10 protein-coding genes are annotated in these 19740 nt (G+C 48.5%); 5 read left to right on the top strand and 5 right to left on the bottom strand.

The genetic code is table 11. The features are described from left to right. Positions 1–126: 126 nt before the first annotated feature. From AC2215_RS21900 to AC2215_RS21890, 3 genes are all read left to right on the top strand, one after another. Positions 127–5715, top strand: coding sequence for a trifunctional serine/threonine-protein kinase/ATP-binding protein/sensor histidine kinase (locus AC2215_RS21900; protein WP_486812139.1), 5589 nt, complete (start codon positions 127–129; stop codon positions 5713–5715). Positions 5716–6309: 594 nt separating this feature from the next. Further along, positions 6310–8595: an FAD-dependent oxidoreductase gene (locus tag AC2215_RS21895; protein ID WP_486812138.1), complete on the top strand. Its 2286-nt coding sequence runs from the start codon at positions 6310–6312 to the stop codon at positions 8593–8595. A 33-nt stretch (positions 8596–8628) separates the two neighbouring features. After that, a complete protein-coding gene (locus AC2215_RS21890) occupies positions 8629–9018 on the top strand; it encodes a hypothetical protein (RefSeq protein WP_486812137.1) in 390 nt (129 codons plus the stop codon). A gap of 274 nt (positions 9019–9292) precedes the next feature. On the opposite strand, the gene AC2215_RS21885 is transcribed toward AC2215_RS21890, so the two are convergent. From AC2215_RS21885 to tsaD, 5 genes are all read right to left on the bottom strand, one after another. Then, a complete protein-coding gene (locus tag AC2215_RS21885) occupies positions 9293–11821 on the bottom strand; it encodes a S8 family serine peptidase (protein WP_486812136.1) in 2529 nt (842 codons plus the stop codon). Positions 11822–12937: 1116 nt separating this feature from the next. After that, complete coding sequence (locus AC2215_RS21880) at positions 12938–15781, bottom strand: adenylate/guanylate cyclase domain-containing protein (RefSeq protein ID WP_486812135.1); 2844 nt, start codon at positions 15779–15781, stop codon at positions 12938–12940. 403 nt (positions 15782–16184) lie between these two features. Next, on the bottom strand, positions 16185–16376 hold the full coding sequence (locus AC2215_RS21875; protein ID WP_486812134.1) for a hypothetical protein: 192 nt from the start codon (positions 16374–16376) through the stop codon (positions 16185–16187). A 373-nt stretch (positions 16377–16749) separates the two neighbouring features. After that, positions 16750–17247 carry a GNAT family N-acetyltransferase gene (locus AC2215_RS21870; RefSeq protein ID WP_486812133.1) on the bottom strand — a complete coding sequence of 166 codons (498 nt, stop codon included), beginning with the start codon at positions 17245–17247 and terminating at the stop codon, positions 16750–16752. A 113-nt stretch (positions 17248–17360) separates the two neighbouring features. Then, a complete protein-coding gene (gene tsaD, locus AC2215_RS21865; RefSeq protein WP_486812132.1) occupies positions 17361–18422 on the bottom strand; it encodes a tRNA (adenosine(37)-N6)-threonylcarbamoyltransferase complex transferase subunit TsaD in 1062 nt (353 codons plus the stop codon). Between the two features lie 137 nt (positions 18423–18559). Here tsaD and AC2215_RS21860 point away from each other — a divergent pair, with 137 nt between their 5' ends. Then, a complete protein-coding gene (locus tag AC2215_RS21860; protein WP_486812131.1) occupies positions 18560–19042 on the top strand; it encodes a Photosystem I reaction center subunit III in 483 nt (160 codons plus the stop codon). A gap of 37 nt (positions 19043–19079) precedes the next feature. Next, on the top strand, positions 19080–19199 hold the full coding sequence (gene psaJ, locus AC2215_RS21855; RefSeq protein ID WP_486812130.1) for a photosystem I reaction center subunit IX: 120 nt from the start codon (positions 19080–19082) through the stop codon (positions 19197–19199). Positions 19200–19740 lie beyond the last annotated feature (541 nt).

Below are 19740 nucleotides of genomic sequence, written 5' to 3'. Positions count from 1 at the left end.
GGACAACACCGGAAAATTGTGTAATTTGACCGAGGTCTGCCCCCGGTTGCCCACAGTCAATTGTGACCTAACCGATATGGCGACTGCTATACGTTGAGTTCTTGACTTTCGAACATCAAATTCAATATGAGCGGCATATCTACCATTCTTCCGAACTATCAGATCTCAGAACAACTCTATAACGGCTCTAGAACTCGAGTCTATCGAGGGTTTTCTCAAGCGCTCCAAAAACCCGTCATCATTAAAGTTCTGGGAAACTCTCACCCCGATTTTCACGAGCTAGTCCAATTCCGCAACCAATACGCGATCGCTCGTCATCTGGACCATCCCAATATTACTCGCCCCTTGGCCCTCGAACGTTACGGCAACGGCTATGCCTTAGTGATGCCCGATCGTAATGCGATCGCCCTGCTGGACTACTGGCAGCAATCCTCCCAAAATCCAAGTGAATTTCTCAACATTGCCATTCAACTCGCACGGGCCCTTCACTATCTCGCCAGACAGCAAATCATCCACAAAGATATCAAACCCGCCAACATTCTCATCGAACCCAACACCCGACAAGTTGAGCTCATTGACTTTAGCATTTCGACGTTGCTGCCCAAAGAACAGCAACAACTCGTGAGTCCTAACGTCCTTGACGGAACTCTGGCTTACATTTCTCCCGAACAAACCGGACGGATGAATCGGGGTATTGACTATCGCACCGACTTCTACTCTCTCGGTGTCACCTTCTTCGAACTCCTCAGTGGGCAATTACCCTTTACAACGTGCGAGCCGATGGAGTTAGTCCATTGTCATATTGCCCGAGTTCCGCAGTTTCCCCCCCAAAAAGAGTTGGAAGTGCCTCAAGCCATCAGGGAAATCGTCCTCAAGCTGATGGCAAAAAATGCAGAGGAACGGTATCAGAGTGCCTTGGGTTTGCAGCACGATCTCGAACGATGTCTGCGACAGTGGGAAGCCACAGGTACAATCGCAACCTTCGAGCTGAGGCAGCGCGATGCTTGCGATCGCTTCACGATACCCGAAACGCTCTACGGACGGGAAGCCCAAGTACAAACCCTACTCGATGCCTTCGCTCGCGTGGCAGGCGGCACAACGGAAATGATGCTGGTGGCGGGGTTTTCTGGGATTGGTAAAACCGCCGTTATCAATGAAATTCACAAGCCGATCGTCAAACAACGGGGTTATTTCATCAAGGGGAAATTCGACCAATTCAATCGCAATATTCCCTTCAGTGCGTTCGTCCAAGCCTTCGGAGATTTGATGGAGCAACTACTCGGCGAATCCGATGCTGAGTTAGCCCATTGGAAAACCAAAATCCTCAACGCCTTAGGCCAAAGTGCTCAAGTGATTATCGAGGTGATTCCGCAATTAGAACACATCATCGGTTCTCAACCGCCAGTTCCAAAACTCTCAGGCAGTGCGGCACAAAATCGCTTCCATTTACTGTTTGGAAAGTTTGTCGGGGCGATCGCCACCCAAGAGCATCCCCTGGCCATTTTCCTCGACGACTTGCAATGGGCGGATTCGGCGTCCTTAAATCTGCTGAAGTTATTCGTCGATCGCACGATCGCGAAATACTCGCTCGTGCTGGGTGCTTACCGAGATAACGAAGTATTTCCGGCTCATCCTTTGATGTTGAGCTTAGCCGAACTGGAAAAAAATCGAGCCGCGATTTCGACGATTTCCTTGCAGCCTTTAGCCAAATCCCAGATCGATCGGTTGGTGGCCCAAACCCTCAGTTGTAGCGAAGAACTCGCAGGGCCCCTGACAGAATTGGTCTACCAAAAAACCCAAGGCAATCCGTTCTTTACCACTCAGTTTTTGAAAGGGTTACACGAAGACGGGTTAATTGCGTTCGATCGCGACTTAGGCTATTGGGAATGCGACCTGGTGCGGGTGCGCGATGCAGCCCTCACGGACGATGTGCTGACATTTGTGGCGGGACGCTTGCAAAAATTGCCCCAAGCGACGCAGAACGCCCTCAAATTAGCCGCTTGTATTGGCAACCAGTTCGATCTCGAGACTTTAGCGGTGGTGTGCGAGAAGTCCCAGGAAGATGTAGCCGCAGATATTTGGGACGCACTCCAAGAAGAACTGCTCGTACCGATTAGCGAAGCCTACAAATTGTTCCAAGACCATATCGAAGAAGCGGGAGAAAACGCCATCGCCGTCAGCTATCGTTTCCTACACGATCGCATCCAACAAGCTGCTTACTCCCTGATTCCCGATGCGCGAAAAACCACCACTCACTATCACATCGGACAACTGCTGCTCGAAAAGATTCCGCCAGAAACTCGGGTCGATCGCATTTTCGAGCTGGTCAACCAACTGAACTACGGCGCGACTTTAATGACCGATCGCGCGGAACTTGACGAACTCGCCCAACTCAACCTCATTGCCTGTCGCAAGGCCAAATCTGCTACCGCCTATGGCGCGGGTTGCGAATATGCCAGTACCGGACTCTCGTTGCTCGGGGAACATGCATGGCAGCAGCAATACGAGATGACTTTGGCATTCCACGACGAGGCGGCAGAATTGGCTTCCCTGTGCGGTGACTTTGAGGCGATGGCACAGTTCGTAGAAACGGCGATCGATCGGGCGCGTTCCTTACTCGACAAGATCGATGTTTACCGGATTCAAATTCTGGCAACGGTATACCAAAATCAACTCACCGAAGCCATTACCATCGCCTGCCAACTCCTCGAACAGTTGGGAGTGACGTTTCCCGACACCCCGACGCAACAAGATATTCAAGATTGTTTAGCACAAATTCAGGAGTTGACAGGCGATCGAGACATTGAAGACTTGGTCCATCTGCCTCAGATGAGCGATCGCCAACAACAAGCCATCGTCCAGATTGCCAGTAGCATCATTCCCACCGCCTTCAACTCCGGATCTGCGTTATTTCCCCTACTGGTTTGCTTGTGTGTCAGGCTCTCCGTTCGCTATGGCAATACATCAACTTCGGCGTTTGCCTATGCCTGCTATGGCATCCTCGCGTGCAATCTGCAAAAAGACGTCAATACCGGGGTCAAGTTCGGTCAGCTCGCACTCCAAGTCATTTCCCAACTCGATGCCAAAGCCTTCAAAGCGGAAGTCTTACACGTGGTGGGGTTATTCCTGCTTCACCGCCAATCTCCCGTTCGCGAAACCCTGCCTCTGGCGCAACAGGGATATGCAGCCGCTCTGGAAGTCGGGAACTTGGAATTCGTCGGATATACCGCCCACTTTTATTGCCTCAATTCTTTCTGGTGCGGTCAACCCCTGGCCGGTTTAGAGCAAGAGACGCGCGCTTACTGCAATGGATTGGTGCAATTGAACCAATTGACGACTGCAAACTGGTGTCGGATTTATTGGCAGCCCCTTTTAAATTTACTCGGAGCCGGGACAAATCCGAGTATTTTGGCGGGGGAAGCCCTCCAAGAAGCCGAGTTTTTACCTCAACTGACGGCGGCCGGCGACGTATTTGGATTGTATTTCTTCCATTTATACAAGCTGATGCTGTGCTATCTCTTTGGAGACATGGAATCCGCCCAACATCACGGGGTTGAGGCGAAAAAATATTTCGTGGCCGGTGGGGGAACGGTCGGGGAAGCGGCATTTTATTTCTACGATTCGTTGAGGCTTCTGGCCAAATTGAAGTCGGAGGTGGAGGAGACATCTGAGGAGACATCTGAAGTCTTCGATCGGGTGGAGGAAAACCAAACCCAGCTACGACACTGGGCGCGCTACGCCCCGACGAACTACCAACACAAAGTCGATTTGGTGGCAGCGGAAAAATGCCGGATTTTGGGGTCGAAAGCCGAGGCGATCGAATGCTACGACAAAGCGATTTCCGGAGCTAAAGCCGATCGATACATTCAAGAAGAAGCATTAGCCAACGAACTCGCTGCCCAGTTCTATCTCGATTGGGGAAAAGAGGCGATCGCCGCGAGCTATATGCAAGCGGCCTACTATTGCTATGCCCGTTGGGGCAGCTCTGCCAAAGCCCGCCAACTCGAAGAAACCTATCCCCAACTGCTCGCCCCGATTCTGAACAACCCAATTCGAGAGCCAGAAAGCGAAACCATCACCCAGAGGACGACGGACACGATATCGAGTACGCAGACTGGCTTTTCGAACGTTCTGGATCTGGCAACTGTCCTCAAAGCTTCTCAAGCGCTCTCCAAGGAAATTAACCTCGATAAATTACTCTCAATGTTGATGCAGGTGGCAATTGAGAATGCGGGGGCTGAAAATGGCGCGCTGGTGCTATATCGTCGGACGGGGAACGAGACGGGAGAATTGACGATCGCCGCTCAGTATCGGGAACGACAGTGCGATGTCCGAACTACCCCCGTCCAAGACAGTCCCAATCTTCCCTCCTCTGTCATTCATTATGTTTGGCGCACTCAAAAAACCTTGGTTTTCAACGATGGGAGCGAGCGAGCGAACTTCGCGGCCGACCCTTATATTCTCGATCGCCAACCGCAATCGATCTTGTGCTTGCCCCTGCAAAAACAAGGAGAAGCGATCGCCCTGCTCTATCTGGAGAATAACCGGACGCGGCAGGCGTTTACGTCCGATCGGGTGGAAGTGTTGAAAATTCTCGCCTCTCAAGCTGCGATTTCTCTGGAAAATGCTCGACTCTACGCCGAACTCGGCGACTATTCCCACAACTTGGAAGAAAAAGTCACCCAACGCACCCAAGAACTATCGGAAACTCTCGAACAGTTAAAAGAAACTCAAGACGAACTGATTCACTCGGAAAAAATGGCGGCACTCGGTCAACTGGTGGCGGGAGTGGCTCACGAAGTCAACACGCCGTTGGGGGCAATCCGTTCTTCGATCGAAAATCTCTCCGACTTTATCGATGTCAAACTCGATCGGCTGCCGACGTTTTTTCAAAGCCTGTCTGACGATCGCCAACGAGATTTCTTGGCACTGCTGAATCGATCGAAGCAGACTTCAGACGATTCATCTCGGTTATCCTCGCGGGAAAAACGCAAAATTCGCCGCCAACTGACGCGCCAACTCGAAGCCGCCCAAATCGATCGCGCCCATCTGGTGGCAGATACCTTAGTCGATATTGGCGTCCGCGACAATGTGGAAGAATTTTTGCCTCTCCTTCAAGACCCAAATAGCACGGAAATTCTCAATACAATCGATGGATTGGCAAGCCTTCGCCGCAGCACTCAAACCATTTCCATTGCCACCGATCGAGCTGCGAAAGTGGTGTTCGCCCTCAAAACCTACGCTCACGAAGATCGGTCGTCCCAAAAAGTTGAAGCGAACGTCACAGACGGCATCGAAACGGTTTTAACCCTCTACAATAACCAACTCAAACAGGGGGTAGAAGTCGCGCGCCATTACGAGGAAAATCTCCCCTCAATTTTGTGCTATCCCGACGAACTCAATCAAGTGTGGACGAACCTGGTTCATAATGCGATTCAAGCGATGGATAATCGAGGTATGCTCACCGTTGAAGTTCAGCAGCGCGATCGGCATTTGTGCGTCAGTATCACCGATAGCGGAACGGGTATTCCTACCGAAATTCAAGACAAAATTTTCCAACCTTTCTTTACAACGAAACCGGCAGGAGAAGGAAGCGGTTTAGGGCTAGATATTATCCGTAAAATCGTCGAAAAACACCAAGGTCGAATCGAGTTTGAGAGCGTTCCGGGTTGCACGACGTTTCATGTTTGGCTGCCGATTCAGGAGAAAAAATAAAGAATATAGCATAGGTCTTTAAAACGCTTTAGTCTGATTCTGGTATTGGTAAGCATTCAGCCATCGGCTTTCAGCCGTCAGCTTATTTCCAGCTAAAAAAATTGGAATTCTAGGGAGTTTGCGTGACAATTCTCCTAAATTACCTCTGTTAACAAAACTCGGATTCAATGAATGCACGCGGCGTTTTTTGTAGCCCGACAACAGAGGAAACTCGGCTAAATTAGGTTCTCCTGTACTGGTGGAAAAAATTAGACTGATATTGCATTTTATATCAAGTTCGGATAATTCGTTACAATTAGGCGCGATTGCTAAAGTGTTTCTCTCATTCTCTTCCCAAGCTCCCCACGCCCCCGAGAGCAAGCGAAGCTCACTTAAACCGGAATTGTAAGTGTTTAACCGAACTTGATATTATGGGTTAGTTACAGAAATAATTTGCACGACAAACAAATCTATTTTAAGAAGTACCGTACCGTAACCCATCACCGGTCGTTTTTTACAAAAGATACATTGGATCCCAGACTGTTAGGAGAGCCGGAGAGCCAGTTTTCCGATTGAACTCGATCGTCAGTATTCAGCCACATTAGGAGTCTAACTATGCCATTTTACAATCTAACCGGCTTACCCCAACAAGCCGCAGTTTCTGCCAGTTCTGACGATATTCTCGGGGTGATTGATACGATCTACGACTACGTTGAATTTGTCAATAGCGATAATGGGATTGCCACGCTCCCCGAAGAAAAATTAGGAGCAGAAGTCGCCATTATTGGGGCGGGAGTTTCGGGATTAGTTGCGGCTTACGAACTTTTAAAAATTGGGGCAAATCCGGTTATTTTTGAAGCGACCGATCGCATTGGAGGACGAGCGTATTCTCAACATTTTACTGAGTCTAATGGGAACGAATCTCCTCTGCTAGCCGAGTTGGGTTCGATGCGGTTTCCTCCCTCGGGAAAATTATTTTTTCACTATCTGAAAAAGGTTTTCCATCTAGAAACGACAGGGGGAAGTTTTCCCGATCCGGGTAAAGTTCCGACTAAACTCTACTACGAGAATCAAGAAATCAACTGGAAGGAGGATTCGCCATCCCCAGATAATGAAGAATTTAAGAAAATTGGAGATGATTGGAATAAATTTGTCAATCATCTCGTCGAACCGCTCATCAAAGCTTGGCAGGAACTCGCAACAGCCAAACAAAAAGGTAACGATCGAGAATACGAAGAAAAACGGACAAAACTCCGGCAAATTTGGCAAGGTTATATCTATCGCTATCAAAATGTCAGCTTCTATCAAGCCGTGCGTCAGGGAATTCCCAGTTGGACGGATGAAGATGTGAATAAATTTGGTGCGCTCGGTATTGGTTCGGGTGGATTTGGTCCGTTATTTCCGGTTAATTTTCTCGAATTTTTGCGTATTGTTGCCAATGGATGGGAAGACAATCAGATTCTGCTTCCATTTGGAATTAGTTACTTTATTGAGAAGTTTTATACCGAGAAAGTTCAATCTCCTCAAGGCGCTCGATCGCTCAAAGATTTAGATACCCTTCATCTCAAAACACCAGTTACGGCGATTCAATACAAAGATAATCAACCCGTTGTTTACTACACCAATCCAGATAGAAGTGAGGACTCGAAATCTTTTGCCGCGGTTATTGTCACCACCACGACGCGATCGATGGAAATCATGGGTTTAACCCTCGATGCGCCGGGGAATCCCGAGTCTGTCATGGAAGAACAACCCGTACAAGTTGCACTGCGAAACCTTCATATCACCACCTCTTCCAAACTATTTATTCGCACGAAAACTAAGTTCTGGTTGGATGAAAGGGGTAAGCCGAATCGAGATATTCCCCAAAATATTCAAACCGATGAACTGCCGCGCGGTGTCTATGCTCTCAACTATCCCGATGAATACAATCCCGATAAAAATGGGGTTGTTGTTGTGAGCTACACTTGGGAAGATGACTCCACGAAATTAATGGGATTACCCCCAAAAGCGCGACTGAAACTCTGTAAAGATGCGATCGCCAAAGTGAGTTCCAAATTTGCCGACAATCTGGTTCCCTTAAACGACGAAATTTTGTGTATCGACTGGCAGGGAGAAGATTACTACTACGGCGCGTTTAAGCTTCAGTATCCCGGACAAGAAACCAATATTCAGGCTGCATACTATCAATTTTTAAGCGTACTTGATGCCAATATCGATCGCGGTGTTTACCTGGCTGGGGATAGTGTCTCTTGGGCGGGAGGTTGGACTGAAGGTGCGATGCATACCGCCGTTAATGCCGCTTGTGCGGCGGCTAAACGCATGTGTGCTACCGTCAACGATAATTCGCCTCTCACCCAACAGCGAGATTTGTACTACTACGGTCAGCGCCTTTTGCGTCAAGAAAAAGCAGTCGGTCACGAAGCAGATAACGAGCTTTACAATTCGTTTGACGATACAGAAGTTGCAAAAAACTTAGCCTTTCCATTTTTGACGAAAATTGTCGTTCGTCACGGAGATATTATCGATCGCCTCGAAGCTTATTACGGCGAAAAAAATCCGATGTTTGCCCATGGTGGTAGCGGCGGTCAACAAAGTACCTTTGAAATCGAACCCGGAGATGCTCTCATTGAAGTTTCAGGTGAGGTGGGAAGTTGGTTCGGGCAGACGGTGATTCTGCAATTAACCTTTAAAACTCAAACGGGTAAAACGGCAACTTACGGAACGGGAAATTATGCGTCTGACAAGCAGCCTTTTGCGTTTCAAGCTAACCCAAAAAACAAGGAACGCATCTTCGCGTTTCACGGTTCTGTCTTTTCTGGAATCTTGGCAGAGGGAAATGCAACTTTATTTCTGGGGTCTCTAGGGGTGACGATCGAATACCCCGACAATTCTATTTAACGCCAGTTCGGGTTAAGGAAATTCAGCAAGCTAGTGCTGCTACGACTAAACCATCAGCCCTGTCCTCCGTTACGTTCAGCGCAGTTAAAAACCATTCCTTGCGCCACCCCCCGGAGGCTTACCCACCTTGCCCAAACTTCCCGGATTGTGGTTTGCTACTACGGCAGTATTAAGAAACCGTTAAATTTTATCGCCTTGAACCACATCCAGATTCTCATTCCTTCCCCCGGTCCCACCACCGTCGAAATGCTCCTCGACTTGCTGACTCGATACCCCGATGGGGCAAGTGTGGGTGAATTGTCCCACCAGCTCAATCGTCCGGTATCGATGCTACTGATTGTCCTCAAGTTATTAATTTCAGAGGGGAAGGTGAGGTCGAGGTTGAGCGAGAGTGGGATGGCACGGGTGTATTTTTTGAGGTGAGAGGGCAAATCCGACCCGATCAATTCACAATTGATCGGGTCGTATAATGTTCGTTTCGAGTTGGGTTAAAGACTGATAATTCGCTGCGATCTGAGCATCGGGTGCGTCGGGAGAGCATTGGAGACTAGATCGTCGGGAACGCGATCGATGATATAGCGTTACGCAAGTCCGTTAGGACATTCAGGAAAATTGCTCAACACCCCGAGGGGAATACAGAGATAGTCGTGTCCTAACCTAAATGCGTAGTGCTATAAGCAATTGTCCGAACTCGACCTTACACGAAGGTAAATGCGCTGCTATCGAGACTCAAATTCCCCCCTCCTTGAACGAGACCAATCAATTCCCCATCGCTAGTAAAGATCGCTTTCCCGCTGGGAAGCCCGGAAGGAGATGCACCTAACTCATAATCATCGGCACTGCCATGCAGTTCGATGGTATCGCCGTCGTTGGGGTCAAATTGGCGAATCAAAGCGTAATCTCCCGTACCCGTACCGGCAACGCCGTCATCGTAGTAAACTCCGATCGCATCGCCCAAGACAAAGATATCTACATTGGTATCGTTCCCGCCAACGAGGGTATCGAGTTCACCGACTCCCGGCTCGCTCGCATCGGGATCGACTCCAATTAACATATCGCTGCCACTACCACCATTGAGACTGTCGTTGTCGTTACCACCGAATACAATGTCGTCACCACTACCGCCAAGAACTGTATCTTTTCCGTCGTTACCGGCGAGAATATCGTTTCCAGTTTGACCGAGAACGCGATCGTCTCCCAACTCCCCATCGAGTTCGTCATTGCCACTGCCGCCTTGGAGCGTGTCGTGACCGATGCCACCCAATAAGGTGTCGTTATCGTTATGCCCCACTAAAAGATCGTTGTCAGCACCGCCATCAAGGTAATCGTTTCCTTTCGAGCCTTGTAGAGTATCTTCTCCGTCCTCACCGTATAAGTCGTCGTTATGGGAGCCACCATTGAGCAGATCGTTGCCACTGCCACCAAGAACCGTATCATCGCCATCGCTACCGTATAGGCGATCGTTATCCGCTCCGCCATCCACAAAATCGTTTCCAGCGTTACCGTATAGGCGATCGTTATCCGCTCCGCCATTTACAATATCATCATTGTTTTGACCTCGCAGCGTATCTGCACCATCTCCACCAACTAGAGTGTCGTCACCGTTACCCCCACGAATGTTGTCGTTTTGGGTATTGCCGGCAAGATAGTCGGGATTGTCGGTGGGATTGGAATTGAGCGATCGATTGCCGAAGTCGATATCGTTCACAATTTCGCTGCCGCCGATGGTGACCCCATAGGCTCCATCCGGGGGTTCGGGAGCCGCCATGTTCAGGATCGCTTCCCCAAGGGCTAAAACATCGACTCGCTTGAAATCTTCCCCGGTATTGGTGACATTATCATCTTCGTCATCGCCATCGTTGATATTGACGCCCGTTTCGTTGAAGAGATTTGTCAGTTCGGTAACGCTGAGGCGACGACCGAGTTCTTGCTCCGCGAGTTGCTGCGCCAGTACCGAAATCCCGGCAATATGGGGTGCCGCCTGGCTGGTTCCGTGCTGGGTAGAGGTTCCTCCGTTGCGATTAGCACCGGTAATCGGCGCTCCAGGGGCAAAAATGGGGGTGAGGGTTTCGTGACGCTGGGAGAAGGGGGTCAGGGCATCAGCAACCCGAGAGAAGGCTTTGGCTCCACCGCCGTAGCTGACACGACCGCCATTACTATCAAATACAGCTCCCACGGCGATCGAATTGGGATCGGCTGCCGGATAGCTGACCCCTTGGACGCTGTTAAATTGGTAAAAATCGTTCCCCGCAGCAGAGACGACAGCAATATCGAGATTCGCCAAAGCCGAAATTTCATCGCCGATACCGTACCGGCTGCCGGCATTATTGTAGTTACCCGTATCGCCCAAGGACATATTAACGCTGGCGATGTTGTAAGTGGCGGCGTTGTCAACCACCCATTGCAGGGCCTGTTCGATATAGCCAAAGTTACCCGAACCGCTGTCTTTAAAGACTTTGAGGTGGATGATATCCGCACCGGGTGCCATCCCCGGTCGGTTGCCATCGGAGGAAGCAACGATACTCGATACGTTGGAACCATGTCCGTTCACATCGCTGGCATCGGCATCGTTATCGGCAAAATCGTAGTGATAGACAATGCGATCGGCGACCCCATCGTTGTCGCGATCGGGACCGAAGAAGGGATGGTCGAGGTCGATGCCAGTGTCGATAATAACGGTGGTATAGCCGCTACCGTCAATCCCGGCGAATCGGGCATCGTTTTGAAACGCATCGAGGTTGATGAGGGAACCGGACTGTTGGGTGAGTGTCGTCAGTTCTCCATCCTCGGCGATGGCAATTTCCCCATAAGTTTCGATCTCGACATCGGAGTTAGTGGTGGTGAGATTGGGAAGGATTTGAGCGACAATCTCGGCATCGTTGGGGTTACTGCTGGCGGGATAGGTTTGTTCCCACCCCTCGGGAACCCGTTGGGCTACATAGTAGGTTCCCGGTGCGAGATTACTAAAGCGATAGTTTCCCTCAGCATCTGTTGTGGTTGAAGTTTCCCCGCTATCGAACGAACCGTTTTGATTTTGGTCTAGGTATACCGTCCAATAAGGAAGTCGGATTTCATCAGCGGTTTGGGTACCATTGGCATTTTCGTCATTCCAGACGGTTCCTCGAATTTGACCGAGGGAAGCTAAGGGTTGGATATCCAGATTCGGCAGTACAGAACTCGTTGGGAGAAATAGAGATTCGATGCTTTGGGTATTGGTTTGGCTCATTGTGTTGGTTAAATGTTATTCAGATTGAATCGTTATTTCGGTTGCCAGCGAATACTATCTCAGCTCCGATCGAGCGAGCGAAGATGCACTGCTACATTCAGTAGAGTGTTGATACGATCCAGATGGGTAAAATTTCTACGGGGTATCTCGAGAAACTCAACGACGCTTGAGAATAAGGATTGCCAATTAATAGTTTAAGCTTGCCTAACTTTGCAATCTACTGGATTCGATTGTTGAGTGTTATTTTGAATCTTTGTGTTGACTGAGATTATTTTCTTCTAATGCCGTTTGGTCAGTTATATCGTCACCTATCTCATTCAATCTCATATTGTCGAATATCTATATTCCAGAAGCTCGAAACAATATTTTTTGCTGTCTCAGTTAGATTGAATTTTTTTAGATCGACGTTTTTACATTAACAATCATTTAGCTTGTCGCATTTTGAATCAATTTTCAACGATTGAGAATTACATATTCAGGGCATGAATAGAAAAATATAAGCCCAAAAGAATACTCGCATTTCATTGAAAACGATTGGCATGATAGACGTTATGCTTATGTTTTTATCAAAGCTTTCAGTGCAAGACTAAAACTTAACAAAAACAGAAAAAATTGAAATCAACAACCAATTGATACGGTTATGTTAGACGCACAATACCAGAAAACACAATGTAATAAATACGGAAATTTAATTAAAGAGTCTCTATACAATCCGTATAATCTAAGTAGTGTAAAGACTAATCGATTGAAAAAGACGAGGGATAGTACGTATTTCTACAGTTGCCATCTGATATCGCAATTCTCGCACCTTGTGAGGTACACCCACATTCTATTTAAGCAGTCCTCAGCCGGGTTAGGAGAGTCTGAGGCCTCATGACTCTCTCCGCCCGCTCCCCTTCGGAGAGGGAATGGGGAATGGGAAATGAATGCCCCACTCACCCGAAGAGGATATTCACCACCTGTGGTGAACTCAGTTGTGACATGTTCGCCGAGTTCGTGTCGGGTGATTCTCAAATCTCACCCAGAGTGAGCATGACCGCCTGTGGCTTAACCCGAACTCACGTTAAAAAAATAAAAAAAATACTCAATTTCGACAGTTCGTATTTACAAATTAATTCAGTCGATCGATTTTATCCCGAGCAACCAATAGGTCTTCATCTCCCCTTTTCCTTTAACAAATGTTTTTCCACGTTCTTCTAGATCGTAGTTAGATTTCAAGCATTGATAGGTTGTCTGAGTGACTTGTATTTTCCCCGGTTCTCCCGAAGATTCCATGCGTGCGGCAACATTAACCGTGTCTCCCCATAAGTCGTAGCTAAATTTTTTTAGACCGATTACGCCGGCAACCACCGGTCCGGAATTAATGCCAATGCGAATATTTAAAGGGGGTTCGAGACCCCATTCTTTTTCCTGAATCACTTTCTGCATCTCGAGTGCCATCTCGGCAATAGCGCGGACGCTGTCTTCTCGGGGAACGGGTAATCCACCGGCAACCATGTAGGCATCACCAATGGTTTTAATCTTTTCTACTTTATATTTTTCGGCAAGGAGATCGAACTCGGAAAAAATTTGATTGAGTAGGTTGACAAGTTCTCGGGCGGGCATTTTAGCGGAGAGGGGGGTAAAGTTCACGATATCCGCAAATAAAATCGTGGCTCGATCGAACTGTTCGGCAATTGCCGCTTCTGAATATTCTTCACGATCGATATTTTGGAGTTCGGAATGTTGAGGATGGTATTGATAATTAGCTTGCGTATTTTTGAGTTTTTCGGCAATGGGTTGCGGTAAAATATTGAGTAAGAGACGCTCGGATTTTCCTTGTGCTTCCAAGAGGGCAATTTCGGCTTCTTTGCGGGAAGTAATATCATCGAGAACACCAACAATTCCTAAAGAATTGCCCTGCTCGTCGTAGATGGGAATTTTATTAATGTCGAGCCAAATCTTGTCGCCGTTTTCTCCGGGTTTTTGTTTAATCGCCTGGATGTGTAGCAAAGGAACTTTCGTTTCGATGATTTTACGATCTTGGTTTCTAAATTCTTCTGCAGCTTTGGGTGGCAGCATATCGTAGTCGGTTTTTCCCACCACGGCTTCTGGGCTTTCAAGATGTGCGGATTTAGCCCAATGGGTATTGCATCCTTTAAAAACTAAATCTGCATCTTTCCAAAATACCTGTTGGGGAATATTATCTAAAATTAAACGCAAATAATATTTTTGTTCTCGGAGTTTTTCTTCGACTCGTTTGCGATCGGTAATATCCCGAGCCACCCAAATCACTTTTGGAACGGAATTCGCTGTCGGACCTTCCAAAATGGGGGAAATACTGGCACTAAACCAAACCTCTTTTCCCTTGGAAGGGAGTAGATATTCGACGGTAACCGTTTGCTCCGTGTCCAGGGCTTTGCGAATACAACGAACGAACTCTTCTGCTTGCGCTGGCGGAAACTCATCGTATTCTGTTTTTCCCACGAGTTTGTCGGCTTTGTATAACATCTTCGGATCGGTAGAAGCTACTTTGAGATAGCGTCCGTCGGCATCTTTGATGAAAATATATTCAGGTATTGCCGTAAATAAAGCACGCAGTTCCGCTTGAGCGTTTTCTAACGAAGCTGTACGTTCTCGGACTCGCGCTTCTAACTCTTCGTTGGTTTTTTCCCAAGCGCTAAAAGACTCTCGCAACTGAGCGGCCATTTGATTGAACGATCGAGCCAGCAGCACTAATTCGTGAATTCCCCACTCGTGAATTTGACGGTTGAGTTCTTTGCGAAAGCCCTTAGAACCGGCGCTGCGGGCGATCGCTTGGCTGGCAAAACTCAAACGCTGAATCGGTCCGACAATCCAACGCGAGGCCAGTAAATCCAACACCCCGGCCACGACGAAGGCGACAAGGCAGATCGCGATCGCCACCCGAGTATTTTGGTGAATATCACCCATCAACTCCGCCTCGGGAATCACGACGACCACCGACCAGTCGATACCGCGATTGTCAGAAATGGGGGTCACCGTTAAAAAGTAACGATCGCCGTCCCACTGAAACTGAGAGAGGGTAGAATTCTCGATCGCCGTTAGGGTCGTCAAATTTTCCTGTAAATAGTCGCTACTGGCGCGAATGAGGGGTACTTCGCTCTCAATTGCCCGAATGCGTTCGGTTTGACCGGTTCCGTTGTCTTTAACCACCAATTGGCTGTTGGGATCGGAGGCCGCCACCAGATTTCCCGAAGCTTCGACGATAAAGACCAGTCCGGATTTGGCAATATCTAACTCTTCTAAAAAGCGATCGATTTGGGGTAAATCCAATTCGGCAGCCACGACCCCCAACAACTTGCCACTGGGATCGTAAACCGGTTCGCTCGCCGAAATCGCCAGAGTTCCATCGGTAAAAATCGGGTAAATTTGGCTCCAAGTCGCCTGCCTCGCATCTCGGGCACTCTCGTACCACGGTCGTTCTCGCGGATCGAAGCCGGCAAGTTCCTCAATGCGTCCTGCCGGTCGGCCTAAATCGTCGGCTGCGTAGATGAGAAAGCGCTCGTCTCCAGACCCCAAGGCGATCCGAATCTGAAATTCACCTTCGCCTTCCCGGCCGGCTAAAACAAATCCCCCCCGTTCGTCTCCAAAATAAATGCGATCGACCCGTGGAAAGGCTTGAAGCTGATGCCAAAATTGTTGTCCTAATGCTTCTTTATCTTCAACATCCAACAAACCCAGACGGATGGCTTCTACGTTGAGTCGATCGATTTTGTGGGGTGCGTCTAAATAGGTGGCGAGGGTTTCTTCGATGCGATCGGTGATTTCGTTACTCAACTGAGTTGCCAGCTTGCCAATTGCTTTTTGTCCGTTACGAACGGAGAATAACCCGGTAATTCCCACCGCTGCAAACACCAAGACGGTAAATGGAACGACCAGCACCAAACGCAATGGCAGTTTTCGAGCAATTTTGGCAACTTGATGAGTGAGGGAAATCATAAATTTTGGGGGCTTCGTTCTCAAGCAATCCGGAAACTTGATGGGTGGGGAAGAGCTTCAATGCTGGGTGTTTGTCCTTCATCTCGACTGGGGAGACAAGTCCGACTGGACGCGGAGCGCGACCCTTGGATGCACTTTGCAGAACATGGCTCGTCAGTTTTGTCGGCGATCTGAAATCGTCAGGTGCGTCCAATTCCACTCAAACTCAGACGTATTCGCTAGGTAACAGTCATTTCAGAGAGTCAAGTGATGTATTCAGTGCGTTGGAGTCCGGTTGAACCTGACCTCACGAACCCCATGAAAGGAGAAGAATCGACCGACTCCCACTCTGATGGCAATTCGTAGATGGCAATTCGCAGATGGCAATTCGCAGATGATAATTCGTATTCTGTGGACGATGGACTTAATCGTAGAGTTCGAGATTGAAGAGTCCGGTCAGGTGCAGATGCAGGTGAGTTCGAGGTGACAGATCGAGATCGTCGGCTTCGGATTTAGAGGTGTACTCGACAGATGCATCGAAATTTACGGCAGGTTTGCAGAAGAAATCCGTCAATTTGAGAGTGTTGTCTTTTCCGGTTCGATAGCATACTGACATCCTCGAATCTAACATCCTCGAATCTAACATTCCCCAACAAGAACCAGCAGATTCCATCCAGTCGAGATCGTCGATTTCGATCGCACACCCTTTGTCACCTCAACTTCACGCTCAACCCCCAACGACTCTGTAACTTTTGAATTGAGGAGTTTGAGAAGAAAGTCTCCGATCTCCATCGCTAGGGTCGTGTTCGCCACCGCACCCATGGGATGCAAATGGCTTTTCTATTCATTAAAACTATTTTGACAGAGTCATCTGTGGCTCGATCGTCGATCGCGCTCGCATCGCCACTTCTTCTCATTTTGCCACTCTCTTCCTCGATTTCCCCTTTGAAGCGACGAGAGTCAAGCATTGAACATCCAGTTCTCGTATTTCAATCCGTATCGATTCGCCGTCCCAAAATCGTTAAATCCCGTGCCACCCCATCGAGTTCGGCCACCCGAGGCAAATATCCCCACTCTCGAAATCCAAATTGCTCGAACAAGCGCAAACTCGGTTCGTTGTGGGCAAAAATAAAACCGACTAAGGTATTTAAGCCAAAACGACTCCCTTGGGCGATCGCTTCTCCGAGCAGCATTTTGCCCCATCCCTGTTTTTGGTAGGTGGGGGCAATATAAATACTGACTTCCGCTGTGGCTTGGTAGGCCGGACGACCGTAAAATTCCTCTAAACTCAACCATCCCCCGATTTCCCCGTCCATTTCCAGGACCCACAGGGGAAGATCGCTCGTGCAATGCTTTCGGTACCACGAGAGACGACTTTCATAGGCAATGGGTTCGGTATCGGCGGTGGCCATCCGTCCGGGAATTGCCGCGTTATAGATTTCGACGATCGCCCTGAGATCGTCGAGGGTCGCATCTCGGATGTTCATAGATATATAATGATGGGTTTATTCATCGCAAAACAAGCGAATTGATAACGAGGGTACAGCTAAAACGCCAGTTAATGAGTGTCACAGGGCGCATTCGAGGGAAAATTTATCACTCAAATCGATTGCAATTGCTCTCGTTCGTAAAGTTTCATCACATCTGCGAGTGTCATGCGCGATCGCACTCCCAGATTTAACGATGAAAGATGTCCCCGACTCAAATGTTCCGATGCCGCACAGCCAATGGTGGCTGCGTTATCAGTGCAAAATTTCATCGGCGGCAGAAGAACCCGTAGATTGTGTTGAGTGGCCGATTGTTGCAAGAGGTGGCGCAGGCGAGAGTTGGCGGCCACCCCTCCACCCACGGCAATCGTATCTAAGCCGTAGTCTAGGGCACAGGCGATCGTTCGTTTCACCAGCGATCGGGCGACGGTTTCTTGAAAACTGGCGGCTAAATCCGCCACCGGCAGGGGATCTTCAGATCGTTTGAGTTCTTCCACCAAGCGCATGACGGCGGTTTTGAGTCCGCTGAAGCTGGAGTCGTAGGGATGGAAGCCACCACCGGGTTGTTTGATTCTGCCTTCGGGAAGGGTGAACGCTTTCGGATCGCCGGTTTTGGCAACTCGATCGATTTCCGGGCCGCCGGGATAACCCAAACCCAGCAAGCGCGCCACCTTATCGAAGGCTTCCCCAGCCGCATCGTCGCGGGTTTGTCCGAGGGTTTCGTAAATCCCGCAATCTTTGACGTAAATCAGGCTGGTATGACCCCCCGAGACTAACAAGCATAAAAAGGGCGGTTGGAGTTCTCGATCGGCCAGATAAGCGGCGTAAATATGACCTTCTAAGTGATGAACCCCCAAAAAAGGCTTTTGATGGACGATCGCCAGGGTTTTGGCTGCGGTGAGACCCACCAGCAACGCACCCACCAATCCGGGGGCGCAGGTTGCCGCCACGCCATTAATTTGCGACCAATCGAGTTGGGCGGCTTCGAGGGCTTGAGCGATCGCCACATTTATACTCTCTAAATGTTGGCGCGAAGCAACCTCGGGAACCACCCCTCCATACTGACGATGGATGGCAATTTGTGAAGTTACAATACTACTTAAAACTTTGCGTTTTTTAACAATAGCCACGGCGGTCTCATCACAGCTTGTTTCAATTGCTAACGTTATGCTCATTCGGTGTCCGTTTTAAGATAGAAGTGACTAAGGGAGAGCGTAGTAATTATGATAGGATGCGTCAATGTATCCTTTAGTTTGTCAACTCACCTCCACAAACTTATTTGTTAAGTTTCGTTAAAAGAGGAAACACTTTTATGCGCAAAATATTGGCATTTGTTCTTGCCGGAATTCTATGGTTTAGTTTTGCTCCCACCGCCTCGGCGGATGTGGCCGGTCTGACCCCTTGTAACGAGTCCCCCGCATTTATTGCCCGCGCGCAGGCCGCAACAACCGAACAAGCAAAACGCCGTTTTGAAGTCTACGGTAATGAGTTGTTGTGCGGCGATGATGGCTTGCCCCATCTCATCGTAGACGGTCGTTGGAGTCACGCGGGTGAATTTATTATTCCCGGTATTCTCTTCTTGTACATTACCGGCTGGATTGGCTGGGTCGGTCGCAGCTACCTACAAGCCATTAAGAGCGAAAAATCTCCTGAAGACAAAGAGATCGTGATCGACGTTCCCCTCGCCGTTCAAAAGTCTTTAACGGGCTTTGCATGGCCTTTGGCAGCATTCAAAGAAATGACCTCGGGTGAAATGTTCGCCAGCGAAGAAGAAATCACGGTTTCTCCTCGTTAATTCTGTTTTTTTGTTGTTCATTTTGGGAGAATTTTTCATGCGTAGGTATTTATCGAGTGCTCCAGTCCTCGCTAGCGTTTGGATGTTTATCACCGCTGGAATTTTAATTGAATTCAATCGTTTTTTCCCCGATCTACTTTTCCACCCAATGAAGTAGTTTTTGGAATTTAGCAATCACATTTCCAACGAGCCTAGTGTCAGACACTAGGCTTTATTTTTGGTTAACGTCCGTTTTGGATAAAACCGTTTCTGGTGAAGGTGGGGAACGGGGAATGGGGAATAGGGAATAGGGAATGGGAAATGGGGAATAGGGAATGGGGAATGGGGAATAGGGAATGGGGAATAGGGCATAGAGAATGGGAAAAACCTATTTCTTCGATCGTGTAAATAAACTAATGACGAAGCGCTATAATCGATCGAACTTATTCCATATCTCCAGAAATCCAAAATAAAATCAATTTAGAACCCGAATGAATCCATTTTTTATCCCTTTCCCCCGTCACCCTTAACCCTTTTTCACCAGAATTCTATGACTTATTACTTATTACTTATTACTTATCACTTATTACTTATCACTTATCACTTATCACTTATTAACGCCATCTGCAACTTTAGTCAAAGCCATATGGCAAGCGAGCAGACTTATCCCCCGTTCCCCGTTCCCCGTTCCCCGTTCCCCTCGTGTTGTTAGGTTTTGG

The organism is Zarconia sp., from assembly GCF_057467645.1.
This window is presented reverse-complemented; position numbering and strand designations above follow the sequence as displayed.

Excerpts from the sequence above, each read along its gene's own strand:
- AC2215_RS21860 (WP_486812131.1), top strand. The coding sequence starts at position 18,560 with ATGCGCAAAATATTGGCATTTGTTCTTGCCGGAATTCTATGGTTTAGT.
- AC2215_RS21900 (WP_486812139.1), top strand. The coding sequence starts at position 127 with ATGAGCGGCATATCTACCATTCTTCCGAACTATCAGATCTCAGAACAA.
- AC2215_RS21885 (WP_486812136.1), bottom strand. The coding sequence starts at position 11,821 with ATGAGCCAAACCAATACCCAAAGCATCGAATCTCTATTTCTCCCAACG.
- AC2215_RS21895 (WP_486812138.1), top strand. The coding sequence starts at position 6,310 with ATGCCATTTTACAATCTAACCGGCTTACCCCAACAAGCCGCAGTTTCT.
- psaJ (WP_486812130.1), top strand. The coding sequence starts at position 19,080 with ATGCGTAGGTATTTATCGAGTGCTCCAGTCCTCGCTAGCGTTTGGATG.
- AC2215_RS21870 (WP_486812133.1), bottom strand. The coding sequence starts at position 17,247 with ATGAACATCCGAGATGCGACCCTCGACGATCTCAGGGCGATCGTCGAA.
- AC2215_RS21875 (WP_486812134.1), bottom strand. The coding sequence starts at position 16,376 with ATGTCAGTATGCTATCGAACCGGAAAAGACAACACTCTCAAATTGACG.
- AC2215_RS21880 (WP_486812135.1), bottom strand. The coding sequence starts at position 15,781 with ATGATTTCCCTCACTCATCAAGTTGCCAAAATTGCTCGAAAACTGCCA.
- tsaD (WP_486812132.1), bottom strand. The coding sequence starts at position 18,422 with ATGAGCATAACGTTAGCAATTGAAACAAGCTGTGATGAGACCGCCGTG.